This window comes from Streptomyces sp. NPDC008313 (genome assembly GCF_042956125.1).
Lineage (GTDB): Bacteria > Actinomycetota > Actinomycetes > Streptomycetales > Streptomycetaceae > Streptomyces.
Window position 1 is genome coordinate 73,084 of record NZ_JBIBFR010000029.1, and the last position, 25,796, is coordinate 98,879.

A 25,796-nucleotide genomic window follows, 5' to 3' on the forward strand; every position below is an offset into this window, starting at 1 on the left:
TCTTCGCAGTACTCGGGCACCACCCTGCCCGCTGCCTGTGCCGTCGACCACGAGGAGAGGCATTGATGACGCCGAGCAGACGATCAGCGAGACGCCGGACGGTGGTGGGAGCGGCGGCGGCCGGGCTCGTCCTCGCGTCGCTGCCGGCCGGCGCGGCCGCGGCGACCGCCGCCGGGGAGGGGGCCGCGGACGCCTCCCGGGTTGCGGCCGGCGCCGGTGCCGTGCACACGGTCACCCTCGTCACCGGCGACAAGGTCACCGTCACCCCTCTCCCCGGCGGCAGGAAGACGGTCACCGTCGAGCGGCCCGCCGGGGCGACGGGCGCCGTCCGCACCAGCACGGCGAACGGCGAGATCACCGTCGTACCGGACGAGGCCCTGCCGTATCTGCGGTCCGGCACCCTCGACCGGCGGCTGTTCGACGTGAGCGGGCTGATACGGCAGGGGCTCGGCGACCGGGCGACGGACGAGCTGCCGCTGATCGTCACCTACGACCAGGGCGCCCGGGCGGTCGCCCCGCGCGGCACCGAGCGGACGCGGAGCCTGCCCAGCATCCGCGGGGCCGCCGTCGACGCCGGCAAGGGGCGGACGTTCTGGCGGACGCTGACACGGCGGGACGACGGCATCCGGAAGGTGTGGCTCGACGGGCGGGTCCGCGCCGACCTGGCCGAGAGCAACGCCCAGATCGGCACGGAGGCGGCCTGGGACGCGGGGCTCACCGGGAAGGGCGTCACCGTCGCCGTCCTCGACACCGGCGTCGACGCCGGCCACCCCGACCTCGCGGGACGCGTCGCGCGGAGCAAGAGCTTCATCGAGGGCCAGGAGGTCGCCGACCGCGACGGCCACGGCACGCACGTCACCTCCACCGTCGGCGGCAGCGGCGCCGCCTCCTACGGCAAGGAGCGGGGCGTCGCCCCCGGCGCCACCCTCGCCGTCGGCAAGGTGCTCGACGACCAGGGCACGGGAAGCGACTCCCAGATCATCGCGGGCATGGAGTGGGCCGCCCGCGACGTGCACGCCGACGTCGTGTCCATGAGCCTCGGCTCGACCGAGCCCAGCGACGGCACCGACCCCATGGCCGAAGCCGTGAACACCCTGTCGAAGGAGACGGGCGCCCTCTTCGTCGTCGCCGCGGGCAACACCGGCGCCCCGTCCTCCATCGGCTCGCCCGGTGCCGCCGACGCCGCGCTGACCGTCGGCGCCGTCGACTCCACCGACACCGCCGCCTACTTCACCAGCGCGGGCCCCCGCCTCGGCGACAACGCGCTCAAACCCGATCTCGCCGCGCCCGGCGTCGACATCCTCGCCGCCCGCTCCCGGCTCACCGGGGGCAGCGGCGACTACACGACCATGAGCGGCACGTCGATGGCGACCCCGCACGTCGCAGGCGTCGCCGCGCTGCTCGCCGAGCAGCACCCCGACTGGACCGGCGCACAGCTCAAGGACGCGCTGATGTCCACCTCGAAGCGGCTCGACGCCTCCCCCTACGTCCTGGGCGCCGGACGGGTGAGCGTGCCGGACGCCGTACGGGCGCGGATCACCGCCACCGGCAGCGCCGATCTCGGCTTCTACCGCTGGCCCTACGACGCGAACGAACCCGTCACCCGGACCGTCACCTACCGCAACTCCTCCGACGAACCGGTCGAGCTGAGCCTCGCCGTCGAGGGGGACCCCGACGGCGTCGCCACGCTCGCCGGCACCGCGCTCACCGTGCCCGCGCACGGCACCGCGTCCACCACCGTGACCGGCGACGGGGCGAAGGCGCCCGTCGGCGAGACCTCCGGGCGGATCGTCGCCTCCGCCGCCGGCACCCCCGTCGCGCGCACCGCGTTCGGGCTGGTCAAGGAGGAGGAGCGGTACACGCTCACCGTGCACGTCAAGGACCGCGCGGGCGCCGCGACCGCCGCCGACCTGACCGTGCAGCGGCTCGCCGAGGGCGTCGACCCGCTGCCGGCCGCCGTCGGCGACTCCGGCACCGTGAAGCTCCGGCTGGCACCGGGGACGTACAGCGTGACGTCGTTCCTCGACGTGCGCGGCAGCCACGGAGCCGACTCGCTCGGCCTCGGCTTCCTCGCCGCACCCGAGATCACCCTCGACCGGGACCGCGACGTCACCCTCGACGGACGCGAACTGCGCGAGCTCGGCGCCGACGTCGGACGGCGGACCGAGACCCGGCAGCTGCTCATGGAGTACGACCGCGCCGCCGGCGGGTCCGACCTGTTCGGCGCCGTCCAGGTGCCCGTCCTGTACGACAGCGTCTTCGCCGCGCCCACCGGGAAGGTCACGGAGGGCGACTTCGAGTACCGGACCGTGTGGCGGCTCGGCAAGCCGCTGCTGCAGGTCAAGGGCGTCGACGACGCGGTCGTGCAGAGCGGCGGCACCCTGATCGAGGGCCGGGCGAAGCTCCCGCTCGCCGACGCCGGAACCTGGACCGGCGGCCCGCTCACCGGCGTACGGGACAAGGCCGTCCTCGCCCGGATCGACGGCGACACCACACCCGCCGCTCTCGCGCAGGCCGCGCAGGACGCGGGCGCCAAGGCCCTGTTCGTGACGGACGACGCCCCCGGCCGGCTCAGCGCCTGGTTCGGGAACGACGACAACACGGACCGGCCGCTGCAGATCGCCACCGTCGACGCGGCCGGCGCGGCACACCTGCGCGCGAGCGGGCGGGCCGACATGACGGGGACGCGCGACACCCCGTACGTGTACGACCTCTCCGAGGGCCACCGGGGCGGCGTCCCGGACCGCGACCTCACGTTCCGGCCCTCGCACCGGCAACTGGCCACACTGCACACCCGGTTCCACGCCGCGAAGCCCGTCTCCGGCGGCGAGTTCCGGTACTCGGTCACCGGCACCTTCCCGATCGGCATCGGCTTCCAGGAGCGCATCGACTACCCGGCCGAGCGCACCGACCACGTCTCCACCGGCGCGGGACAGCTCTGGCACGAGTCCGTCACCCTCGACGGGGGCGCTCTGGAGGAGCGGGGCGGGCTGAACGCCTACCGGGGCGGCGGCCACCGCACCCTCGACTGGTTCAAGCCCGTCTGGCACCCGTGGCTCGGCACCGGACTCGGCTGGGGCCAGCAGCGCTCCGGCGGCCAGATCCGCTTCAACACCCCCGGCTGGGGCGACTCCGGACCCGACCACACCGGCTTCGGCGACGTGTGGAGCGAGGGCACCGGGATGACCCAGCGCACCCGGGCGTACCAGGACGGCGAACCGGTCGACGAGGAGACCGGCTCCACCGCGTACGTGTGGGACGCGCCCGCCGGCGAGCACACCTACGGGGTCGTCACGGACACCACCCTCGACCCGGACCGGTGGAGGCTCGCCACGAAGGGCCACTCCGAGTGGACCTTCCGCTCGTCCGCCACCCCCGACGACCGCTGGACGACACTGCCGCTGCTCAACCTCGGCTACGACGTCGGGACGGACCTCGCGGGCGACGTGCGCGGCGGCCGGGTGCCGGTCGGCCTCCACGCCGAGTACGTCGAGGGCGCCACCGGCACCGGCACGGTCGGCGGCGGCACGCTCGCGGTGTCGTACGACGACGGCGCGTCCTGGCAGCCGGTGAAACTGACGCGGTCCCGGTCCGGCGGCGACGACGGCCGGGTCGCCTGGCGCGGCACGCTCACCGTGCCGCGCGACGCCGCCCACGTCTCGCTGCGGGCCTTCGCCCACGACGACCGGGGCGGCTCGGTCCGTCAGGAGGTCATCCGGGCGGTGGGGGTGAGGTGATTCCCCGTACGACCCCCAGGGCCACCAGGTCCTGGGGGCGTACGCGGAGCTGCCCGGCCGTGGCCCGCACCTGGTCCGGGGGCCGCTTGAGGATGGCGGCGGCGAGCTCCGGGGCGATCACCGAGAAGTAACTGTCCGGCGTCACCCAGGTGTTGCCCGGCGCGGCTAGGGCCAGAGCGCCGCCCGAACCGCCCTCGCCGATCACCAGCGTGGTGACGGGCGTCGCGGCGGTCGCCACCGCGTCGAAGACGTCGGCGATCGCCCCGCCCGCGCCCTGCCGCTCCGCGTCCGCGTCGTTGGCGGCGCCCGGCGTGTCCACCAGCGTCAGCACGGGGACACCGAGCCGGCCGGCGAGGCGGATCAGCCGGGCGGCGGTGCGGTAGCCGGCGGGGCGGGTCGCGGTGCCGGTCTGCGCCGCGTAGGCGACCGTACGGCCCTCGTGCTCGCCGAAACCGCAGAGCATGCCGTCGTCCGTGCCGCCGCAGCGGTCGCCGCTGATCGCGGCACGCCGGCTGAAGTAGGCGTCCAGATAGGCGTCGGCGCGCGGACGCCTGGGGTGGCGGGCGCGCTCGACGGCGTCCCAGCCGGTGGCGGGCAGGGCGTCGGCGGGCAGGGCGTCGGCGGGCGGGTCCTCGGCCAGGACCGGCTGCGCGAAGGGCGGATCGGCGGGGGCGGTGGACGGGCGGGTGAGGAGGGCCAGCCACAGGGCCAGCGTCCCACGCAGCCGGTCAGGGGCCACGACGGCGTCGATCGCGCCCGCCGCCAGCTGCGCCTCGGCCGTGTACGCCGCCGGGTCGGCGCCGGGCGGCCGCACCCGGGAGCCCGCGAAGCCGATCTGGGCGCCGGGCAGCGCGAGGGTCACGTCGGCGCCCGCGCCCAGCGTCGCCCAGCCGCCGCCCGTCGTCGGGTCGCACGCCACCGCGATCTGCGCCAGGCCCGCCGCCCGGGTGAGCGCGGACGCGCGCGCCACCCGCTGGAGCTGGGTCAGCGCGAGCATCCCCTCCTGCATCCGGCTGCCACCGGTCGCGACGAGCGAGACGACGGGCAGCCCGTGCTCGCGGGCGTACCGGTGGGCCGCGGTGAGCCGGTCGCCGGTCCGTTCGCCCAGCGAGCCGCCGAGGAAGCCGAACTCGAAGGCGATCAGCACGGCGGCCGTCCCGCCGATCACCGCGTGCCCGCAGACGACGGACTCCTCCTCGCCGGTGCGGGCCGCGGCGCGGGCCCGCGAGGCGCCGTAGCCGTCCCAGCCCAGCGGGCCGTCACCCGCGTCCGGGCCGCCCGCCGGGCGGGTGAGCTCGGTGAACTCGTCGGTCACCAGGGCGACCGCGGCGCGGGCAGGGGCCCGGCCGTTCCCCGCCTCAGCCATCCTTCAGGGCCCGCTTCATGAGCTTGCCCATGTCGTTGCGGGGCAGCGACGGGCGGAAGCGGACGTCACGGGGGCGCTTGTGCGGGGCGAGCCGGCGGGCCACGTGCTCGGCGAGTTCCACGCCGAGGGCGAAGTCGCCCTCGGCGTCCGTCACCACCCAGGCGACGATCCGCTCCCCGAGGTCCGGGTCCGGTTCCCCGGTGACGGCCGCCTCGCGCACGGCCGGGTGTTCGAGCAGTGCGTTCTCGATCTCACCGGCACCGATCTTGAACCCGCCGCTCTTGATCAGGTCGGTCGCCCTGCGGCCCACGATGCGCACGGCCCCGTCGGCGTCCCGCACCGCCATGTCCCCGGTACGGAACCAGCCGTCCGCGGTGAACGCCGCCGCCGTGGCGTCGGGCCGGTTCAGGTACTCGGTGAACAGGTTCGGGCCGTGCACCTGGATCTCGGCGACGGTCTCCCCGTCGCACGTGCCCGTCGGGGCACCGGCCGCGTCGTACCCGCCGATGACGGTGCCGTCCTCCTCGACGAGCCGCAGTCCGACGCCCGGCAGCGGCACGCCGACGGTCCCGGCGCGCGAGGGCCCGTCCACCCGCATCGCCGTGTTCATCAGCGTCTCCGTCATCCCGTACCGCTCCAGGACGCGGCGTCCGGTCGCCTCCGTGATCCGCTCGTGGTCGTGCACCGGCAGCGCGGCCGATCCGGAGACCAGCAGCCGCGCCCGGCCGAGCGCCTTCGCCAGCTCCGGGTCACCGGGGAGCGCCTCGGCGATCCGGTGGTACATCGTCGGCACCCCGAACAGCATCGTGGCGCCGTCGTTCAGCTCCCGTGCCACGCCCTCGACGGTGAACCGGCCGAGGTGGCGCACCGATCCGCCGCGCCGCAGCGGGCCGAGGACGCCGAGGACGAGGCCGTGCACATGGAAGAGCGGCAGCCCGTGCACGAGGACGTCGTCGCCGGTCCACTGCCAGGCGTCGGCCAGGGCGTCCAGGGTCGCGGCGACGGCACGGCGGGGGACGACGGCGCCCTTGGGCGGGCCGGTGGTGCCGGAGGTGTAGACGACGAGGGCGGGGGCGGAGGGGTCGGGGTCCGCGTCCGGGCCCGCGGCGGACGGGGTCCCGGTCCCGGCGGCGGATCCGGGGGCGGGGGCCGCCCCACCCGTCGCGTCGGTCAGGACGTCGACCCGCTCCAACTCCCGTACGGCGGCGGGGAGTACGTCACCGGGGGCGGCCAGCACCAGCGACGGCGCGCTGTCGGCCAGGATGTGCCCGAGCTCGCCCGCGCCCGACTTCGGGTTCAGCGGCACGGCGGGCAGCCCGGCGAGCAGCGCGGCGACGACCCCGACGGCCGTCTCCAGGCTCGGCGTCGCCCAGACGGCCACCCGCCCCGCCCCGCCGATCCGCGGCACCAGCGCCCCGGCCGCGGCGGCGAGTTGCGCGTAGGTCAGGGCACGGTCACCGAAGCGCAGCGCGGGCCGGTGCGCGGCCGGGTCACCGGCCGGCGGGGAGAAGAGGAAGGACACGCGGCGTACTCCTTGCCTGGGCGACGGGAACGACGGGGCGAACACGAACGAGCGGGAACGGCAGGATCGTTCCTACACCACCGGCTCGCTTGCTTGCGCCGGTCCCGCCCCGTACCACGGCTACTTCGCGTCGTCCTCCGCCCGGGTGTGGGCCACGAGGGCGTTGGCGTGGCCGTGGCCCATGCCGTGCTCCGTCTTGAGCCACGCCACCAGCTCCATGTGCTGGGTGAGGGGGGAGGAGCGGATGAGTTCCTTCCACTCGGCTATCGGGCGGCCGTACTTGGCCTCGATCGAGGGGAAGTAGCTGGCGGGGCCCTTGGCGCTCGCGGTCATGTCGGTGCTTCCCATCCGTGGGTGAGTACGCGTGACCATCCGGCGGCGCGTACGGGTGGACGTGCTTGGCACCGATCATGACCGCCGGACGCCCGAGAAGTGATCGGTTCAGGAGGGATCGGTTCGCGGATCCGTCTCCACCACGTCCGCCACCACGCAGCTCACGTTGTCCGGGGCCCCCGCTGCGTGCACCGCGTCGACCAGGGCCCGGGCCGCCTCGTCGGGCGTCGGGGCCGAGGACAGCAGGCGCCGGATCTCCCCGTCCGGTACGACGAGGGGCAGGCCGTCGGAGCACAGGAGGTACCGGTCGCCCGGCTGGGCGTCGTGGAGGCGGAGGTCGGGGTCCGCCGTCGTCAGGGCCTTGAGGAGCAGGGTGCGCTGGGGGTGCGCGGTCGCCTCCTCCGGGGTGAGCCGGCCCTCGTCGATCAGGGACTGGACCAGCGTGTGGTCGTGGGTGATCCGGAAGAGGGCGCCGTCACGCAGGACGTACGCGCGGGTGTCGCCGATGTGGACCAGGGCCAGCTGGGAGCCGGTCCAGAGCATCGCGGTGAGCGTGGTCCCCGTCTCGACGGCCTCGGCGCCGGACCCGGCCCGCGTCGTCGAGGCGGCGGCCTCCTGGACGGCCCGCGCGGCGCTCTGCACCGCGTCCTCCAGGAGGTTGAGGACGCCCCCGGCCGGCAGCGGCCCCTCGTCCAGGTGCTTGAGGGCCTCGACGGCGGCGGTGCTCGCCGGGGCCCCGCCCGCGCCGAAACCGTCGGCGACGGCGAGGACACGGGCCCCCGCGTGGGCGGTGTCCTGGTTGGCGGTGCGGACCAGACCGGTGTCGGAGAGGGCGGAGTAGCGCAGTTCCAGCATGGTGGTGGTGTCCTTCCTCGGGGCGTGCGCCGCCGAAGCGGCTGCCGTCGGTATGTGCGTGAGGTGGTCCACGAGGAACGCCGCCAGGTCCCGGCGGGTGGCCGTCTCGGTCTCGACCCGCGCCCAGTAGGCGTGGATCTCCCGCGCCGCCGCGCCCGGTTCCAGCGCGCACACCTGCCGGATGCGGGCCAGTGGCATCCCGAGCCGGCGCAGCCACGCCACCAGGCGGGCCCGTTCCAGCTGTTCGGGCGCGTAGTACCGGTAGCCGGTGTCCGGGTCGACCCGGGCGGGGCGCAGCAGTTCCAGCTCGTCGTAGAGCCGCAGCGCCTTGGGCGACAGTCGGCTCGCCTTCGCGAAGGCGCCGATGGTCAGCATGGTCATGAGCTGGTTCCCGTTCCCCGTTCCCGGTGTGTTCCTCGTCCGCCACCGATGCTGCGGCTTCACCGAAGGTGAAGGTCAAGCGGCCTGTCGTCGTGGTCGCGTCGCGGGTTGTTAGCCTGCGCCTGGACCGACCCGTACACCTGTACGCCCGCACGCACGGAAGGGGGCCGCTGTGGCCCGTATCGCGCTCGTCACCTGCCGGCCGGGGCCGGACGTCGCCGTGGACCGGGACCTCCCGGTGCTGGCGGAGGCCGTGCGGGAGGCCGGGGCAGAGGCGGTCGTGGTGTGCTGGGACGATCCGGACGCCGACTGGTCCGGCTTCGACCTGGCCGTGATCCGCTCGACCTGGGACTACAGCTGGCGTTCCGCCGAGTTCGTGGCCTGGGCCGAGCGGTGCGGGGCGGACACGCGGCTGGCGAATCCGGCGTCGGTCGTGCGGTGGAGCACCGACAAGCGGTACCTCGGTGATCTGGCGGCGGCGGGGGTCCCGGTGGTGCCCACCCGGTACGTGGGCGCCGGTGACCCCCTCGACCTGCCCGGCGACCACGAGTACGTCGTGAAGCCCACCTCGGGCGCGGGCTCGCGGTACGTAGCCCGGTACACCCCCGGCCGGCGGGAGGAGGCGCTGCGGCACCTCGCGCGGATGCACGAGGAGGGGCTGACGGCGATGGTCCAGCCGTATCTCTCCAGCGTGGACACCGCCGGGGAGCGGGCCCTGCAGTTCTTCGGCGGGCGTTTCCTGCACGCGATCCGCAAGGGCGCCGTGCTCGAACCGGGCACGCGCTACGACGAGCGGAAGGTGGCCCATCCCGGGCTGACGGCCTGGGAGCCGTCCCCGGCGGAGCTCGCCGTCGCCGAGCGCGCCCTGGCGGCCGTACCGGGAGCGCCGGAGCTGCTCTACGCCCGCGTCGATCTGGTCGACGCTGACGACGGGTCGCCGTGCGTGATGGAGCTGGAGCTGGTCGAGCCGAACCTCTTCCTGTCGCTGCACCCGGATTCCGTACCGGTCGTCGCGGAGGAGATCGTCAAGGCCGCGGGATAGCCGGGGAGTCCGGGACACGGGGCGGCCGCCGGGAACGGACCCCGCAACGGCGCGAACCCCGCGCTGCGGCCCGAACCCCGCACTACGGCCGCCGCCCCGCGACCGCCACCCGCTGGAGCAGCCCCCAGGTGAACTCCGCCGCGCAGTCGTGCCGTACGCCCGACGCGTCCGGGGCCGAGAAGGCGAGCCCCCACCGGGTCGGCGCCGTGCCCTCCAAGGGGCGGGCCGGGGCGAAGGCGCGGGCGACCTCGTCGACCGTGCAGGACCAGGGGGTGAGGTCCTCCACCGTTCGCAGGACGGGACCCGTCGCTCCCGGCGCCCGCACCAGCCACTCGTTCCACACCGCCCCGTTCGGGGCCACCATCACCTCGAAGCGCAGGCTGGGCCAGAGGGGGACGGGCCAGAGCAGGGCTTCGCATTCCAGGTCCCCGATCCGGCGCGCGGACACGGACTCCGGGGCGCCGAGGACGGACCGGTACCTGGAGGCGGCCGCTCGGGAGCGCGGGGAGTGGAGCATCGCCTGCCAGCGCCGGTTGGCCTCCCGCATTCCAGCGATCGTGACCCCCAGCTCGTGCCGGGCGTCCTCCACCAGGTCCGGGTTGTGGTCGGCCATCCGGCGCAGCAGGACCAGCTGGAAGTCGAGGGGGGTGAAGGGCGAGGGCGAGGCGGAGGCGGGGCGTCGGGCCGGCATGGGGCCATGATGGCGCAGGCGGCAGGCGGCAGGCGGCAGGCGGCAGGCGGCAGGCGGCAGGCGGCAGGCGGCAGGCGGCAAGGGGCAAGCAAGCCGCAGGCGAGGGTGGTTGACGTGCGCCCATTGCCCGGTCAAGAGCAGTATGAGTAGCCTGTGTTCGTCATGCCGATCGTCAGTTGAAATTTCGAACATACGGAAGGGGTCGGCCGTGGGGCGTCTCGTACCTGCCGTGACCCGGGCTCTGGACATACTCGAGCTCTTCCTCGACGGGGACGGTTCGCTCTCCGCCCCCGACATCGTGCGCAAGCTGCAGCTGCCGCGCACCACCGTGCACGAGCTGGTGACCACTCTCGCCGCCCGCTCGTACATCGTCCAGGTGCCGGGTCAGCCGGGACGCTACCGCCTCGGCGTCCGCCCCTACCAGCTCGGCAGCCGGTACGCCGAGCAGCTGGACCTCGCCGCCGAGGGGCAGCAGGTGGCCCGCTCCGTCGCCGAGACCTGCGACGAGACCGTGCACGTGGCCATCCTGGAGGGCACGGACGTCATCTACATCGCCAAGGTCGACTCCACGCACGCCGTGCGCATGGTGTCGGCGGCCGGGCGCCGGCTGCCCGCGCACTGCACCTCCGTGGGCAAGATGCTGCTCGCCTCGCTCCCGGACCACGAGCTGGCCGCGCGCTTCCCGGACGGCGCTGAGCTGACCGCGATGACGGCGAACAGCATCACCGACCCGGCCGCCCTGCGCGAGACGCTCGCCGAGATCCGTCGCCAGGGCGTCGCCGTGGAGAACCGCGAGTCGAACCCGGACGTCAGCTGCGTCGCCGCCCCGGTGCGCGACCGTACGGGGCAGGTGGTCGCGGCCCTCTCGATCTCCGTCCCGATGATCCGCTGGAGCGACGACCGGCGCGGCGAGCTGGAGCAGCTCGCGATGAAGGGCGCCGCAGAACTCTCCGAGCGCCTCGGGCACAGGAGCGTGGCGTGACGGCACACACGGCGGCGTACGAGGTGGCGGTGCGGGCGGAGGCCACCCTCGGCGAGGGGCCCACGTGGGACGCGGCGGCCGGGCGGCTGCTCTGGATCGACATCCTCGGCTCCCGCGTCCACACCTACGACCCGGTCTCCGGGCGGCGCACCGTCATGGTCACCGAGCAGCACGTCGGCGCCGTGAAGCCCCGCGCGGGCGGCGGCCTGGTGGTCAACCTCCGGGACGGGATCGGGCTGTACGGCCCGGAGGGCTCGGAGGAGCCCTTCCGGTGGCTGCACCGCGAGGCGGTCCCCGGCCGCCGCGGCAACGACGCCGCCGTCGCCCCCGACGGCGCGCTGTGGGCGGGCACCATGCGCTACGACGAGGCGACCGGCGGCGGCACCCTCTCCCGGGTGGCCCCCGACGGCACCGTACGGACGGTCCTCGACGACGTGACCGTCAGCAACGGCACGGGCTGGAGCCCCGACGGGCGGCTGATGTATTACATCGACACGCCGACCCGGCGGATCGACGTCTTCGACCTCGACGACGATCAAGTGCCGTTCAACCGCCGGTCGTTGGCAGTCGTCGATGCCGACGCGGGCTACCCGGACGGGCTGACCGTCGACGCCGAGGGCTGCGTGTGGGTCGCCCTGTGGGACGGCGGCGCGGTCCGCCGCTACACCCCGGACGGAAAACTCGACCGGGTCGTGGAACTCCCGGTGCCCCGGACGACGGCCTGCGCCTTCGGCGGCGCGGACCTGACCGACCTGTACGTCACCACGGCCCGCGTCGGCCTCGACGCCCCGCATCCCCTCGCCGGCTCCGTACTGGTGATCCCCGGCGCCGGAAAGGGACAACCGCAGCCCGCGTTCGCGGGATAGCGCCGCCCCGCGGACGGGATCACCTCGCCCCCCGCTGTGCCTCAGCCCCGGACGAGCTGGAACCACACGCCCTTGCCGGTCCGGGTCCGCGTCACCCCGAACCCGTCCGCGAGCCCGGCCACGAGCACCAGCCCCCGCCCGCCCTCGGCCTCCGCGCCCACCGTCCCCCGGGGGCGGGGCGGCTCCGGGCTCTCGTCGTACACGGCCACCCGGACCGCGGCCGGCTCGACGACGGTCCGGAGGTGGACCTCTCCCCGGACGTGAAGATGGACGTTGGTCACCAGCTCCGAGGTGCACAGCGCGGCGGTGTCGGCGAGTTCACCGATGCCCAGGGTCTCCAGAGTGGACCGCACGAAGTCCCGGCAGACCTTGGGCGAGGTCACGGTGGCCGGGGTGAACAGGGTGTAGGTCAGCGGACGTTCCATGGCTGACGCCTCCAAGCTGCTGAGCGGGACGCTGGTACGTGGACAGGGAAGCCGTGTCGGCGCGCGCGCAGGCCGACGGCGAGGCTTCCGACATCTCTGCGTGAGCGTCGCCGCACTCACCGTAGCGTTATTGGTTTTACTTGTTCAACCTTCCTCGGTGCTTCGGTGGACCTCTGCACCGCCTCGGGGGCAGACTGGCCCCCATCTGTGAAGGGGGAGGCTGTTGGCGCTACGAACCGCACCCACGGAGAGGCAGCTCCGTCTCGGCCTGGAGTTGAGGAAGTCGCGTGAGCGCGCTGGGTTGACCGGGCAGGAGGCCGGTGCGGTCATCGGTATGGGACGCGTGCACTTGACCCACGTGGAGAACGGTCGGACCGCCATCTCGGCGGAACGCATCCGCGCCCTCTGTGAAGCGTACGGTGACACTAGTTCAACCTATGTTGAGGCCCTGGTCGGCCTGGCGGAGTCATCAGGCAAGGGCTGGTGGACCGAGTTCCGAACCCAAGTGCCCGCCACAGCCCTGGATCTGGCCGAGCTGGAAGCTGCGGCCACGCACCTGCGCTCCTACGAGTCGCTGTTCCTGCCGGGCCTGTTCCAGGTGGAGGGCTACACACGCGCCATCTTCGAGGCCAGCGACGCCGTGAGCACCGGTGAAGAGATCGAGGCCGCTGTCCGCTTTCGCCGGGCACGGCAGGGTGTCCTCCTCGGCGAACAGCCGCCCCGGGTGCACGCCGTCATCCATGAGGCGGCTCTCCACATGCTCTTCGGCGGGGCCGACGTCATGCGCGAGCAACTCCTGCGACTGGTCGAGCTCGCCGAACTGCCGCACGTCACCATCCAGATCGTGCCGTTCACGGCTGTCGCGGTGTCCGCGCTCACCACACCGTTCTGCCATATCACCTCGCACGACAGTGCTTTGGGGACCGTGCTGATGGAGCACCCGGCACGGTCGGCCTACCTGCACGGTGACGGTGACGTGGCCAAGTACCGGCGACAGTTCGCCCGCCTCAGCGAGGCCGCCCACCCCGCCATCGACACGACCGTCATTCCCGTCAAGCACGCGACCCGGGATTCCCTGGGCCTCGTCCAGCACATCCTGTACACACTCCAGGGAGCTTCCACATGACCGCCCTTGCCTGGCAGAAGTCCACGTTCAGCGGCGACCAGGCCAACTGCGTCCACCTCGCCGCCCGGACCCCCACCGGCCCCGTCCACCTGCGCGAGAGCGACGACCCGGACATCATCCTCACCACCACGCCTGGCGCCCTGGCCGCCCTGATACGAGCGCTCACCTGGAACTCTCCCGCTCGAAGAATGTGATGGGCAGATGTCGGCCAGCAGCGAGGGCCGGGGTCGGCTCAACGCCGGGCTCGTCGCGCACCGGAGCTGGCCCAGATCTGCCAATCGCTCCCGGAGGGGCGCCTGGGCAGCGCGACCTCTTCGGCTTGTCGGCCGGGCTGCCCAACCGAAGAACGCGTCAATCGTGAGTGAGATCACTCGGTCCCTGTGAAACCGATTCCCCCGCCTCCCTTTTCACAGGGCATTCACAATGATTACTGTCTCGGCTTACTGATCGACTTCTGGGTGCGGTCACGTGCGACCGTGCCGAGGAGTGTGGCGCTGTCCTGCCTGGATTTTGACCGGTTTGTCAGGTTGAGTTGCTGCTCACGTTCTATGTGGGCGGCATGGGGCGGGAGTTCGAGTGGCTGCTCGGCGTGCGCGTTTTGTGTCGGTCGGTGTCGCGAGTGCGGTGCTGGCGGGTTTGCTGTCGACGATGTCGGTGGTGTCGCCGCAGCAGGCGGTCGCGGCCGCGGATGATCCGACGCCCGTTGTGCCGTCGCAGTCGTTGGGCTCGGTTCCGGCGCAGCGGGCGGAAGAGGTGGGCAGGCCGTTGCCTGCTCCGAAGTGGCCGAGTGCCGCCGAGGCGACTGTGGACCTGTCGCAGGCGGCGCCGGGAGATCCGGGGACGGTGTCGCCGTCACCGTCGGCATCGCCGTCGGGAGACGGCGGTACCACCCAGGTCGGTGACGTCGTCGAGGTCGCTCCCGCACCGGCCGAAGCCGGAGCCGAGGCGCAGTTGACGGCGAAGCGGCGCGCGGACGATGACGTGTCGCCGAGCCCGAGCGCGTCCGGCAGCAGCGACGCGGGCGGGACACCGAGTCCCGGTGCGAGTGCCTCTCCCACTCCGGAGCCTTCCGGTTCTGCCACTGCTGAGCCTGTTCCTGACCCGGTGTCTCCGGATCAGGTTGCCGTGGAGGTGCTGGACCGTGAGGCGGTGGAGCCTGCGGGCGGGATCGGTCTGGGTCTGCAGGTCACGCGCACGGACGGTGTGGACGTGCCGGGTGAGGTGCAGGTCGACATCGACTATTCGGGCTTCAAGTACGCCTACGGTGCTGACTTCGCTTCCCGGCTTCGTTTGGTGAAGCTGCCCGCGTGCGCGTTGGACACGCCGGACGCGGAGGGCTGTACGGAGCGTGAGTTCGTTCCGGTGGCCAATGACATGGCTGCTGGCACGCTGACCGCCACGGTCACGGCTGCCGCCGACACGGAGCCTGCGGGTGCTTCGCCGCAGTTGATGCGTGAGGCGGGGTCGAGTGGGGCGAGTGTGTACGCGCTCACGTCCGGTTCGTCCTCGGATGCCGGTGACTACCGGGCGTCGACGCTGTCGCCGACGGGTTCGTGGGAGGTGTCCACGGGATCGGGTGCGTTCAGTTACAGCGTGCCGGTCCAGGTGCCGGCTCCGCCGATGGGGTCGGCGCCGTCGCTGGCTTTGTCGTACAACTCGCAGTCGGTGGACGGCCGTACCTCGGCGTCGAACAACCAGGCGTCCTGGGCGGGGATGGGCTGGGATCTGAACGTCGGCTACATCGAGCGCCGTTACCGCAACTGCGCGCAGGACGGTCTGCCGACGATCGGTGACGTGTGCTGGGACTCGCCGAACTCGGCGAAGGAGCCGTCCGGCGCGGAGTACGTGATCAGTCTGAACGGGACGACGTCGGAGCTGATCCAGGACAACAACGGTTCGGGTGCCTATCACCTCAAGGACGATCCGGGCTGGCGGGTGCAGCGGCTGTTCAACGGGCACGGGGCGGGCCGGGACGGTGAGTACTGGGTGATCTCCACTCAGGACGGGCACCGCTACTACTTCGGGTGGGGCCGCTCCGAGCGCACCGGTACGGCGACGGCGTCGGTGTTCACCGAGCCGGTCGTCGGCAACGACGCGGGTGAGCCGTGTCATGACCAGTTCCCCGAGCCGTGCACGCAGGCCTGGCGCTGGGGTCTGGACCGGGCGGTGGACGCCAACGAGGTCGAGACCATGTACTTCTACGACAAGGAGTACAACCACTACCGGTCGGTCGCCAACACCGACAAGCCCCGCTCCTACGTCTCCTCCGGCTATGTGAAGGAGATCCAGTACGGCTGGTCCTCCCAGATCACCGACGGCAAGCTCCCCGCGAAGGTGGAGCTCAGTCACGTCAACCGGTGCATCGAGCGCGTTCAGGAGAACGACCCGCTGCGTGACGAGCCCGCCGCGTGTCCCACGTTCGACGACAAGCCGACGTCCTACCCGGACGTGCCGGTCGACCTGATGTGCGACGGGACGTCGGCGGACTACAACTGCGCGGGCAAGACGTACTATCCGACGTTCTTCTCCACCGACATGCTGTGGGACATCAAGACGTACGTCAGCGACCAGGACGGCAGCGGCTGGGACCTGGTCGAGCAGTACCAGAACAAGTACGGGATGCCCAACCCCGACGGCACCATCGGCAAGACGCTGTGGCTCGACTACATCCAGCGCAAGACCTACGGCAGCGCGGGTGACGGTGATGACATCGTGCTGCCGGTCATCAACTTCAACCGCGTCGACCTGGACAACAAGGTCGGCTCGACGGAGCTGAACTTCCCCCGCATCCAGGAGATCCACGGCGATCTGGGCGCCACCACCACGGTCACCTACGGCTTCGCCAACGCCTGCGACGCGGCCGACCTGCCGTCCCAGGCGTCGAACACGCAGGACTGCTACTGGCAGAAGTGGACCCCGGAGGGCGAGACCGACTCCAAGACGGGCTGGTTCAAGAAGTTCCTGGTCACCAAGGTGCAGGTCGACCCCACGGTGACGACCAACCAGGACGGCGCCCCGGTGATGACCACCTCGTACACCTACGAGGACGGTGCCGGCTGGCGGTTCACCAACGACCCGCTGACCAAGGACGAGGACGAATCCTGGTCCGACTGGCGCGGCTACCAGGAAGTCCAGGTCACCACCGGCGCCGGCACCGGACAGAAGACCAGCAAGTACTGGCTCTACCGGGGCCTGGACGGCGACCGCACCTCCAAGACCGACGCCTCCGCCACCAAGACCGTCACCGTCAACGACGGCGACGGCAACAACTACACCGACCACGCCTGGCTCGCCGGCCGCACCCTCTCCACCTCACTGCGCGACGACACCGGCACCTCCCACGAGCGCACCTACCACGCGTACTGGTCCCACAACACCGCCCAGTACGACGGCCTGCCCGACGCCCGCTTCGTCCGCGAATCCAGGACCACCACCAAAACACTGATCAAGGGCGGCAGTTGGCGCGAGCACGTCGTTGAGAACGAATTCGACGACACCGAAGCCGCCTCCACGACCTTCGGCCTGCCCATGCGCACCGACGACTGGGGCCAGAGCAGCGTCTCCGACAACCGCTGCACCACCTACGGCCGCGCCTACAACACCGACACCTACGACTCCACCGGCGCCCAACGCTGGACAGTCCTGCAGGACCAGGTCAAGCACTACTCCGTCGGCTGCTCCAGCACCGCCGACAGCAACCAGGACAGCTACGCCACGACCCTCTACGACGGCTCCACCGCAGTCGCCGACAACAAGCCCGTCGACGGCAACGCCACTGAGGTGCGTACTTACACCAAGGCTGACAGCTACCGCACCGAAAAGGCCGGATACGACGCAGCAGGCCGCCCAATCTGGGCCGAGGACGGCTACGGCAACCGCACCACCACGAAATTCGAACCGGCCAACACTTGGCCCGTGAACGGGATCATCACCACGACGCCTGACCCCGATGGGGCTGCCTCCTCCAGAGGACCGCTCACCTCCACCATCTGGCGTTCTCGCTACTGGGCAGTGCCGACCACGATCAAGAGTGCCAACGGCGATGACACGAAGGTGACGCTCGACGCCGCAGGCCGTGTGACGGAGGTCTGGAAGCCGACCGAGACCGGCAGTTCGCCGTCCTCGAGGTTCTCCTACAGCGTGCCCACGTCCACCAACGGCTCCGGCGTCCCGGACGCGGTCGACGGCTACCCGCACGTCACTACCCGTCTTTTGCAGTCAGGCACCCTCTACCTGTCTTCACACTCGTACACCGATGGCCTCGGGCGCGCCCGAGAGACGCAGCGACCCATCCGGGACGGCATCGACCCGGCCACGGGTGACGACGTCCCCAACCGACAGGTAGCGGTCACCCGTTACGACTCCGCGGGGCGTGTTACCGGTGCATCAGCGGCATTTCGCAGCCAGGGCACCGCAGGCTCAGGCGGTCCCACCAGCCCCGACATCGAGGACCTCCCGTCCTACACCGACCTGGTCCTGGACTGGGCCGGCCGGACTGTGACCTCAAAAATCAAGGCAAACGGTGTCGACCAGCTCGCAGGACGCGTCGACACCGCCTACGACGGTGACGTCACCACGGTCCGGAACGCCGCCGACGGCGTCGACGGCGCAGTCGACACCTACACCGATGTCTACGGTCAGGTGTCCAAAGTCGTCGAACATAATGGCAGCGCCACCTACACAACCAGCTACGGCTATACGGGCAACGGCGAGTTGGAGAAGATCACCGACCCTCGCGGTAACGACACCGTCAACAGCTACGACTGGGCCGGGCAGCGGATCACCACCGACGACCCGGATGCCGGATTCTCCGCGACGGAGTACGACAAGAACGGTCAGGTCAGCAAGACGACCAGCAATGGCGGCGCAACTGTCCTTGACTACGCCTACGACTACATCGGCCGCGCCACCTCCATCCGCAGCGGATCAGACGAACTCGCCGCATGGACGTGGGACGGTTTGAACGTTCCCGGAGGCAAGGGCCGGATCACCTCGGCCACCAGCCGCGACACGCCGGCAACACGTACACCACCAGCGTGGGCAAGTACGACGCCCGAGGCCGAGCGATGGAGACCACCGTCACTCTGCCCGCGGCCGTCACGGACCTCGCAGGCAGCTACACCAACAAGGTCACCTACGACGCCGCCGACCATGTCACCTCCACCACCTACCCGGCGGCAGGTGGTCTCCCGGCAGAAACGGTGAACACCACCTACGACTCCTACGGCCACCCCCGTGGCCTGGAATCCACCCTGCAGAACTACATCCGCAGCACTACCTACGACGCCTACGACCGACTGACGGAGCGGAATTACGGCCTCGAGTCGCTGACCCCCGGAGCGGGTGCGGCAGCCCAGCGCACCTACAGCTACAACGACAGTGACGGAACGGGCTCCTTGCAGAGCGTGGCCACGACCACCACGCTCGATGGGACTGCCACTCAAAGGCAGAAGGACACCTACACCTACGACGCCGCCGGCAGGCTGATCGAACTCCGCGAGCAGGCTACCGGCCAGACAGCCCAGTCCCAGTGCTTCCACTACGACAACCAGAGCCGCCTCACCCACGCCTACACCCACACCGCCTCGGGACTCTGCGCCGACGACAGCAAGATCACCTCAGACTTCAAGGGAACAGACCCCTACCAGACCGCATACACCTACGACCGGCTCGGCAACCTCCAGTCGATCGCCGACACCAACACCGGCGGCACCACAACAACGAGGGACTACCTCTACCCCGGCTACGACGACACCGGCACCTGGACGACCGCCAACGCCAACCAGCCCCACGGCATCCGCAAAACCATCCACAGAACCGGCGCCGCCACCACCCAGACCGACACCCTCACGTACTTCGACAACGGCGCTATGAAGCAGCGCATCGAGGGAGACACGACCACCGACTACACCTGGACCAAGCAAGGACAGCCCGCAAGCGTCAAGACAACCAACGAAACCACGGGCAGCCAGCTCACCCGCTACACCTACGACGCCGACGGAAACTTGCTCGTCCGCACCACCCCTCACGAGACAATCGCCAACGTCGGCGGTATGGAGCTACGCACCGACGGCACGGCCGTCACCGCGACCCGCTACTACGCGAGCGGCTCCACAACGGTGGCCATGCGCACCACGAAGGGCACCAACGCCACCAACGGCAAGCTCACCTTCCTGATGAGCGACACCCAAGCCTCCACCCAGCTCACCATCGACGCCACCACCGGGACCTCAACCCGACGCCGCTACACCCCCTTCGGAGAGGAACGCAGCGGCTCGCTGCCCACCGGTACCGACCGGGGCTTCCTCGGCAAAACCGAAGACAGCAGCACCGGCCTCTCCCTGCTCGGCGCCCGCGCCTACGACCCCAGCCTCGGCCGCTTCCTGAGCCCGGACCCCCTCGTCTCGCCGTACACACCGCAGAACCTCTCCGCCTACAGCTACAGCGACAACGACCCCATCAACTACTCCGATCCCAGCGGTCTCAAGCCAGAGAGCCTCTGCGGAAAAGAGGGGCACTGCGCCGACGGTTCCAGGGAAACGTTCACACAGAATGACGCCGGATCATGGACTCAGAACACCTCCAACGAGCAGCGCCGTACTCGTGCTGACGGCTCTACCGTTTTCACCTACACCGAAACTCAGGGTGACAAATCGGTCATCTACCATATCACTGTAGGTAGCTATGGAAAGGTCGTCGGCATCCCTCCTGAGGGTGAGGATCACAGGCTCACGCTTGTGAAAAACACCTTCAAGTTCTTCATCTTCGACTACGAGTTGGCGGGTAAGTGCACCCATGACCTGACATGGGGCTGTGCCTGGCTTGCTGGTGACGTACCGTTCCTGAAAATCTTCAAGCTCGGCAAGGCTGCCAAGGCGGGCAAGGGCGAAGCACGAGTAATCGACGATGTCTTCTCTGCATGTAAGTGCTTCCTCGCCGGCACGGACGTCCTCATGGCGGACGGCAAGACCAAGGACATCGAAGAAGTAGAGGTCGGAGACGAGGTAGTCGCCACCGATCCAAAAACCGGTAAAACCGTTCTCGAAAAGGTCACCCGGCTCATTCGGACGGACGGAGACAAGTACTTCAACAAGCTGGCCATCGCCACAAAGGAAGGCATCGAGCACCTCACCGCGACGCGCGAGCACCCCTTCTGGTCACCGTCCGAGAAGGATTGGGTAGAGGCCGGCGCCCTCAAATCGGGCATGACACTCCGCAGCGACGACGGCAGCACGGTAATCGTCGTAGGCAACAAGGGCTTCACCAAGCAGGCGCGCACTTACAACCTGACGGTCGAGGACCTGCACACGTACTATGTGCTGGCGGGATCGACGCCGGTCCTGGTCCATAATTCGAATGGCCTCTGCAACGTCAACTGGAAGTCGAACAGCGTCAAGACCTTCGGTCACACCTTTAGCGATCACGGTAAAAGTGTGGCACAGCTTGCAGATCGCGCTCGGAAGAAGGGTGAGCCGCAGGGCCGTTGGATCGACAACGATGCGGCGGCAGATTTCCTGAGAAACGTTCATGTTGAAGGGGCCGGACCTCGTTCGGTGCGAATACCCGAGGGCCTCGGTCAGGTGGTCTTTGAGGACGGAACAACTGCGGTTGCTAGAGCTGCATTGCTGGTTCCCAGCAAGAATGGTCTCTATAAGACCGCTTACCCGGTTTTCGGCCCGACGCCTTAGCGTCACCATTATCGGACCTCGTGGTACTGGAAGGATCAATCGTCATGCCGTTTGAATTCAGCATTTCTTGCCCCTCCGGTTCGATCGCTTCATCGGTGGCGTCCGAGCCGCTGGAGGACACAGTCGACTACGACTACCTGGTAATGCAGGGATGTCGAATTCTGTCCGACGTGGGCTGCGGATTTCACATCGGGGGGTTCGGTGATGCGGATTGGGGTTTCGACGTGTCATACGACATGTCGACCTTCGTTGAGCAGCTGCCAAGCCTTATCGGAAGCTTGAGATTGAACGGCACCGGTGAGGTTGATTTCTATTCGCAAGGTGTGGAGCGAAGTCTTGCCTTCAAGAGAGTGGGCGACTCATACGAAATTCGTTGCTATTCCAGAACTTCCTGGAAACCATCTCCGAGTGTCGAATTTGTCGAATGTGTCAGCATGGAAGCTATGCTGGATGAATTGACCTTCGACTTCTCAATGGCCTTGAAGCGTACGTCCTCTGAGATTTGCAGATTGGAGCCATTCCGCTCTTGGTGTAGGGAGGGTGGAAATGCTGATGTACATGCGACTCGATAGTCAAGTCCGGGCGACAAACAATGTTTGACGGCAACGGTGACGGCAACGTCAGCGGACGGCTGCCGCGGAGGGTGGTTCGTTGGGTCGTCCGTGGCGCGGGAGTGTCAAGCATCTACTGGGATCGGACAACTCGGACACGGGGTGAGGTGTTCAGAGTTTCTTTACTTGATCAAGGGCGTCCCGCTGGCGCGGGCCGCCGCGCGCCGGCGGTCGGTGACCGCCGCCCGCTCCTGTCTGCCGCCCCGCTGGCGACGGCCGCCGACCACTCGGCGCGCAGAGCCCGGGAGCGTAGCCGGACCACCAATCGGAAGCCCCGGTCCGACTCCTCAGCAGCAGACTGGCCGGGCACCTGAGAGGTTGCCCGGCGAGCTCGCGCCGTCCCGGACGCTCATGCTTGCTGCCTGGCTGGGGGCCGTGACGATGGAGACAACGGGGCTGATGCCGGTGCGAGGTTGAGCGAGACACACGTGGCGGGTGGTCGGTCGGCGCGCCCGTCGTCGTGGCTGACTTTCTGCGGCAGAGGCCAGAACCCCCACAGTCATGGGCACGGCACGCGCGTGAGGGCCCGTCCCTGCCGGGGCTGACGAGTGCGGGGGAACCTCGATCGGCTGCGCCCGGTAGGGACGGGAGTCGGGTGGGTCAGCGCGGTGCGGCGCCTGGGCGAGCGAGGTGGGTCACGTCTGGCGCCAGGTCCGCCAGGGACGGGTGATGATCTCCCGGTAGGTGTGGTGCGACGGGTTCTGGCCGCAGTGCCGCAGCACCCAGTCCTGCGGTTCGGCGAAGTCCTCGCTTGTCGGCGACGTCTCTCCGTCCACGGCGCACTGCATCGCATACAGGACCGGCTCCGCGTCCGGCTCGCGGTCGGGCTGGAGAGTCCAGGCCTCGTAGCGCAGGACCGAGCGCGGCGTCACCGTCCCCACCTCCGGTTGGCCACCGCCACCTTCGCGCTCAACTCCTCCGTCGGAGTCGGCGAACGTACGTCCTCGGGCGGCACGTCCCACCCCCGACCACCGCGCGGCGGCCGAAGCTGCACGTACGTCCCCACATGCCCCATCACCACGCCCACCTTGCCGCTCCGCCGGTCGACCACCAAGGCGCCGGCGCCGGGCGAGACGGTGTGCCCGTCGGCATCAGGGGTGGGGGCCGTCATCGTGACCACCCCGGCGAGGCGGCGCGCGACCGGGCGTCCAGTCGCAGGGCAGGAACACATGGGGTGGTGCTCTTTCGCACGGTGACGCTCCTCAGCGGCGTGGATGCGTGCCCCTGGGCCCGTTGGTGCCACAGGGTCGGCACCGATCCTCACGCCGGTCACCGGGACGAAGGAACCTCCACCAAACCCCACTTCGGGACGTCCTGCACCATGTAGAACGTCCCTAGTGCCGTCCTGAGACGAAGGGGCAGACTCGTGCCGAACGAGAGACTACGAGCCGTCATGGCGGCGGGAGGCTGGACGTACGCCGCACTCGCTCAGCAGGTCGAGGTCGACCCCAAGTCGGTCGAGCGCTGGGTGAACCTCGGGCGTATCCCACGCCGTGCCACCGCCCTCCAGGCGGCCAAGGCCCTGGGAGAAGACGTGCACGCACTCTGGCCGGCGCTCCGCCAGGCCCGCCCCGCCCGCGCCATCAGCCCCGAACTGGTGGCGCTCTACGAGCAGCGGGCCGACATCCCCGTCTCGACGTTCACCGACCTGATGGCCCAGGCCCGGGAACAGATCGACATCCTCGTCTACGCGGCCGTCTTCCTCCACGAGGCGTACCCGCGACTGAACGAACTCCTCACCGAACGCGCCGCCGAAGGCTGCACCGTCCGCATCGCGATCGGGGACCCCGACAGCGACACCGTCCAAGCCCGCGGCCAGGAAGAACGCTTCGGCCACGGCATCGAATCCCGCTGCCGCCTCGCACTCATGCACTACAAGCCGCTCGCCGACACCCCCGGCATCGAAGTCCGCACCCACGGCACCACGCTCTACAACTCCCTCTACCGGGCCGACGACCAGCAACTCGTCAACGCACACGTCTGGGGCGTCAACGCCTATGCAGCCCCCGTGTGGCACCTTCGCCAACACCAGGAGAGCGGCATGTTCGACACCTACGCCGAGAGCTTCGACGCCGTGTGGACGACGGCAACCCCCGTACGAGAGGAAGGCTGATCGTGGCCCGCACCGAGTACTACGACGACCCGAACGCGCCCAAGCCGAACAGCATGGTCGTCGCCGCCTCTGCCGTCGTCACCGACGACCACGGGCGGATCCTCCTCCAGCGCCGCCGCGACAACGACCTATGGGCCCTGCCCGGAGGCGGCATGGACCTCACAGACTCCCTGCCCGGCACAGCCGTCCGCGAGGTCAAAGAGGAGACCGGCCTCGACGTCGAGATCACCGGCCTGGTCGGCACCTACACCGACCCGAAACACATCATCGCCTACACCGACGGCGAGGTCCGCCGCCAGTTCAACGTCTGCTTCACCGCCCGCATCACCGGCGGCCAACTGACAATCTCCGACGAGTCCACCGAACTCCGGTATGTACCGCCGGAAGAGATCGAGCAGTTGCCGATGCACCACACCCAACGGCTCCGGCTCCAGCACTTCCTGGAACAGCGCGAGAAGCCGTACCTGAGCTGAACCACCTGACGGCAGTAGCGACGGCAACACCCACGGATCTCCCCGCACAATCACGGACGCCAGCGGAACGCAAAACCCACGCTGACCAGCGAAGAAGCAGGTAGAGGGGTACCGCGTAGCACACGTACTATGTGCTGGCGGGTGCCACTCCGGTACTGGTTCACAATTCGACACCGTGCGAAACCGAAGCGGTGAATATCGCCAACCATGCGGAGCAGCGGGCGGCGGCCGGTGACGGATCACATTACGTGCGAGGGGTCGACCCCAAGGCTATGGCCGAGTACGTGGACGGGGTGATAACGGGCGAGGTCCCCAATATGGAGATCAGGTACCTCAAGCGAGGGCGCGTGGGGTACTGGGACCCGGACAAGGGAGCTGTGGTTATCGAGGACCCGGGCACGACGGGAGGTACGGTGTTCACACCCAAGAACGGAAAGCAGTACTTCGACCATGAACTCGAGTAATTCTATGAACCCCAGTACCAGCGATTCCAGTGTGCTTTTGGAGATGAGTCCGGAGTGGTTCGGAGTGGTCTTCCAAGTGGCTAAGGAGTTGCCTAACGTTTCGGACCATGTCATCGAGTCGCAGGAGTGCACCCGCACGGAAGCGAGTGATTTGCTCCGTATCTTTCGCCGGGTCCGTGGCGAAATCGAGGAGACGACTGTTAGTGTCCGGTTCTGCCTGGCGTCCGGAAGCGGTGAGGAGTCGGTTGCCACGTCGCCAGTGATCGAAATTGTGACCGATTCTGAGGAAATGGCGAAGTGGCGACGCGTGTTGGAGGCGGTGTGTGTGTCACTGGGTGCTGAGGAACTGTTCCTGCGGAGCGGCTATAGAGAGGAGGAAGTGAGAGAGGCTCTCAACTCCCTGAGCTACTGACGTTGAACTCGTGGAGTCGTAGGGGCTGACACTCCGTCATCCGTGCGTTCCACCGGGGGATGCGGTATCCACAAGGGGGCGGACTGACCGTCGAACGGCAGCAGTTCCGCGAGGAGTTACGGATCAAGGCAGCCGAGAGGTTCGCTCAGGGTGACGCGGGTTCGGTGATCGCCAGGGACTTGCGGGTCAGCGTCCGCTCGGTGCAGCGATGGCGGCGGAGGTGGGGCAAGGCCGGTCCACGGGCTCTGCGGTCATAGGAGCCGGCGTCGCTGCCGAGGCTGAGCGGAAAGCAGTTCGCCCAGCTGGAGGCGGAGCTGGCCAAGGGGCCGGCCGCGCATGGCTGGGAGGACGTCCGGGCCGCTCCCGGCCGGCTCCTTCCGCTACTTTGTGCAGCTCGCGGTCCAGGACTTCCAGCTCGCGAGTCCTGCCTACGAAGTCACCCATGTCGCCACCCTCCGTGCCCGGATCGCTGCGATATGCAGACTAACTCCAATGTTAGCCTCGATCTTGCGTGACGGTCCGCCGACGGAGTCGGTGGACCGTTTTCGTGTTCTGGGCTGGGAGCGGGCAGGGCGAGTGCCCGAGTGTCGTCTCGGGGTGGCGCCGGGTTCCACTGAGCTTCTTCAGCGTTGCCGCTCCAGGGTGAGGACGGCTTTGGCGATTGACGTCATGCGGTTCGGACTGCAGCGGGCTCTGCGGAAGATCCGCC

The 25,796-nt window shown here is 69.7% G+C and carries 22 protein-coding genes and 2 pseudogenes; 15 read left to right on the top strand and 9 right to left on the bottom strand.

The genetic code is table 11. The features are described from left to right. Nucleotides 1–65 precede the first annotated feature (65 nt). Nucleotides 66–3,737 carry a S8 family serine peptidase gene (locus ACFY93_RS30280; protein ID WP_391364900.1) on the top strand — a complete coding sequence of 1,224 codons (3,672 nt, stop codon included), beginning with the start codon at nucleotides 66–68 and terminating at the stop codon, nucleotides 3,735–3,737. Here the strand turns inward: ACFY93_RS30280 and ACFY93_RS30285 are convergent. The 4 genes from ACFY93_RS30285 to ACFY93_RS30300 all read right to left on the bottom strand — a co-directional run bounded on the left by ACFY93_RS30285 (nucleotide 3,712) and on the right by ACFY93_RS30300 (nucleotide 8,194). Further along, the gene (locus ACFY93_RS30285; protein ID WP_391364902.1) at nucleotides 3,712–5,103 is read right to left on the bottom strand and encodes a carboxyl transferase domain-containing protein; all 1,392 of its coding nucleotides are present in this window, start codon (nucleotides 5,101–5,103) and stop codon (nucleotides 3,712–3,714) included. The two genes, ACFY93_RS30280 and ACFY93_RS30285, sit on opposite strands and share 26 nt — an antisense overlap. Beyond that, the gene (locus tag ACFY93_RS30290) at nucleotides 5,096–6,625 is read right to left on the bottom strand and encodes an AMP-binding protein (RefSeq protein WP_391364904.1); all 1,530 of its coding nucleotides are present in this window, start codon (nucleotides 6,623–6,625) and stop codon (nucleotides 5,096–5,098) included. The genes ACFY93_RS30285 and ACFY93_RS30290 overlap by 8 nt, the downstream gene beginning before the upstream one ends. Before the next feature lie 120 nt (nucleotides 6,626–6,745). Beyond that, nucleotides 6,746–6,958, bottom strand: coding sequence for a DUF4287 domain-containing protein (locus ACFY93_RS30295; RefSeq protein WP_391364939.1), 213 nt, complete (start codon nucleotides 6,956–6,958; stop codon nucleotides 6,746–6,748). A gap of 108 nt (nucleotides 6,959–7,066) precedes the next feature. After that, nucleotides 7,067–8,194: a MerR family transcriptional regulator gene (locus tag ACFY93_RS30300; protein ID WP_391364906.1), complete on the bottom strand. Its 1,128-nt coding sequence runs from the start codon at nucleotides 8,192–8,194 to the stop codon at nucleotides 7,067–7,069. A 172-nt stretch (nucleotides 8,195–8,366) separates the two neighbouring features. On the opposite strand from ACFY93_RS30300, the gene ACFY93_RS30305 reads away from it, so the two are divergent. Then, nucleotides 8,367–9,236: a RimK family alpha-L-glutamate ligase gene (locus ACFY93_RS30305; RefSeq protein ID WP_391364908.1), complete on the top strand. Its 870-nt coding sequence runs from the start codon at nucleotides 8,367–8,369 to the stop codon at nucleotides 9,234–9,236. 82 nt (nucleotides 9,237–9,318) lie between these two features. Here ACFY93_RS30305 and ACFY93_RS30310 read toward each other — a convergent pair whose 3' ends face one another. Then, nucleotides 9,319–9,927, bottom strand: coding sequence for a hypothetical protein (locus tag ACFY93_RS30310; RefSeq protein ID WP_391364910.1), 609 nt, complete (start codon nucleotides 9,925–9,927; stop codon nucleotides 9,319–9,321). A gap of 208 nt (nucleotides 9,928–10,135) precedes the next feature. Between ACFY93_RS30310 and ACFY93_RS30315 the strand changes: the two genes are divergently transcribed. After that, nucleotides 10,136–10,909, top strand: coding sequence for an IclR family transcriptional regulator C-terminal domain-containing protein (locus ACFY93_RS30315; protein WP_391364912.1), 774 nt, complete (start codon nucleotides 10,136–10,138; stop codon nucleotides 10,907–10,909). After that, nucleotides 10,906–11,775, top strand: coding sequence for an SMP-30/gluconolactonase/LRE family protein (locus ACFY93_RS30320; RefSeq protein ID WP_391364914.1), 870 nt, complete (start codon nucleotides 10,906–10,908; stop codon nucleotides 11,773–11,775). Before ACFY93_RS30315 ends, ACFY93_RS30320 begins: the two co-directional genes overlap by 4 nt. A gap of 41 nt (nucleotides 11,776–11,816) precedes the next feature. Here the strand turns inward: ACFY93_RS30320 and ACFY93_RS30325 are convergent, their stop codons facing one another. Next, nucleotides 11,817–12,200: an ATP-binding protein gene (locus ACFY93_RS30325; protein WP_391364916.1), complete on the bottom strand. Its 384-nt coding sequence runs from the start codon at nucleotides 12,198–12,200 to the stop codon at nucleotides 11,817–11,819. A 223-nt stretch (nucleotides 12,201–12,423) separates the two neighbouring features. Here ACFY93_RS30325 and ACFY93_RS30330 point away from each other — a divergent pair. From ACFY93_RS30330 to ACFY93_RS30355, 6 genes and pseudogenes are all read left to right on the top strand, one after another. After that, nucleotides 12,424–12,624 (top strand): annotated as a pseudogene (locus tag ACFY93_RS30330) (helix-turn-helix domain-containing protein); the annotation flags it as partial. An 81-nt stretch (nucleotides 12,625–12,705) separates the two neighbouring features. Further along, a complete protein-coding gene (locus ACFY93_RS30335) occupies nucleotides 12,706–13,326 on the top strand; it encodes a Scr1 family TA system antitoxin-like transcriptional regulator (protein WP_391364941.1) in 621 nt (206 codons plus the stop codon). Beyond that, complete coding sequence (locus tag ACFY93_RS30340; RefSeq protein ID WP_391364918.1) at nucleotides 13,323–13,520, top strand: DUF397 domain-containing protein; 198 nt, start codon at nucleotides 13,323–13,325, stop codon at nucleotides 13,518–13,520. Before ACFY93_RS30335 ends, ACFY93_RS30340 begins: the two co-directional genes overlap by 4 nt. A 931-nt stretch (nucleotides 13,521–14,451) precedes the next feature. Further along, entirely contained in the window at nucleotides 14,452–18,531 is a 4,080-nt protein-coding gene (locus tag ACFY93_RS30345; RefSeq protein WP_391364920.1) for a hypothetical protein, read from the top strand. Nucleotides 18,532–19,502: 971 nt separating this feature from the next. Then, entirely contained in the window at nucleotides 19,503–21,014 is a 1,512-nt protein-coding gene (locus ACFY93_RS30350) for a polymorphic toxin-type HINT domain-containing protein (RefSeq protein ID WP_391364943.1), read from the top strand. Between the two features lie 44 nt (nucleotides 21,015–21,058). Further along, nucleotides 21,059–21,586 (top strand): hypothetical protein, encoded by a 528-nt coding sequence (locus ACFY93_RS30355; RefSeq protein WP_391364922.1) that lies wholly within the window; start codon nucleotides 21,059–21,061, stop codon nucleotides 21,584–21,586. Nucleotides 21,587–22,260: 674 nt separating this feature from the next. On the opposite strand, the gene ACFY93_RS30360 is transcribed toward ACFY93_RS30355, so the two are convergent. Beyond that, nucleotides 22,261–22,506, bottom strand: a complete 246-nt coding sequence (locus ACFY93_RS30360; protein ID WP_391364924.1) for a hypothetical protein — start codon at nucleotides 22,504–22,506, stop codon at nucleotides 22,261–22,263. Next, nucleotides 22,494–22,745 carry a hypothetical protein gene (locus ACFY93_RS30365; protein ID WP_391364945.1) on the bottom strand — a complete coding sequence of 84 codons (252 nt, stop codon included), beginning with the start codon at nucleotides 22,743–22,745 and terminating at the stop codon, nucleotides 22,494–22,496. The genes ACFY93_RS30360 and ACFY93_RS30365 overlap by 13 nt, the downstream gene beginning before the upstream one ends. Nucleotides 22,746–23,018: 273 nt before the next feature. Here ACFY93_RS30365 and ACFY93_RS30370 point away from each other — a divergent pair, with 273 nt between their 5' ends. The 5 genes from ACFY93_RS30370 to ACFY93_RS30390 all read left to right on the top strand — a co-directional run bounded on the left by ACFY93_RS30370 (nucleotide 23,019) and on the right by ACFY93_RS30390 (nucleotide 25,344). After that, the gene (locus tag ACFY93_RS30370) at nucleotides 23,019–23,738 is read left to right on the top strand and encodes an XRE family transcriptional regulator (RefSeq protein ID WP_391364947.1); all 720 of its coding nucleotides are present in this window, start codon (nucleotides 23,019–23,021) and stop codon (nucleotides 23,736–23,738) included. A gap of 2 nt (nucleotides 23,739–23,740) precedes the next feature. Beyond that, nucleotides 23,741–24,211, top strand: coding sequence for an NUDIX domain-containing protein (locus ACFY93_RS30375; RefSeq protein WP_391364926.1), 471 nt, complete (start codon nucleotides 23,741–23,743; stop codon nucleotides 24,209–24,211). 191 nt (nucleotides 24,212–24,402) lie between these two features. Further along, entirely contained in the window at nucleotides 24,403–24,675 is a 273-nt protein-coding gene (locus ACFY93_RS30380; protein WP_391364928.1) for a hypothetical protein, read from the top strand. 4 nt (nucleotides 24,676–24,679) lie between these two features. After that, complete coding sequence (locus tag ACFY93_RS30385; protein ID WP_391364931.1) at nucleotides 24,680–25,087, top strand: hypothetical protein; 408 nt, start codon at nucleotides 24,680–24,682, stop codon at nucleotides 25,085–25,087. A 59-nt stretch (nucleotides 25,088–25,146) separates the two neighbouring features. Next, nucleotides 25,147–25,344 (top strand): helix-turn-helix domain-containing protein, encoded by a 198-nt coding sequence (locus tag ACFY93_RS30390; protein ID WP_391364933.1) that lies wholly within the window; start codon nucleotides 25,147–25,149, stop codon nucleotides 25,342–25,344. Between the two features lie 366 nt (nucleotides 25,345–25,710). Here the strand turns inward: ACFY93_RS30390 and ACFY93_RS30395 are convergent. After that, a pseudogene (locus ACFY93_RS30395) lies at nucleotides 25,711–25,796 on the bottom strand (IS5/IS1182 family transposase); the annotation flags it as partial.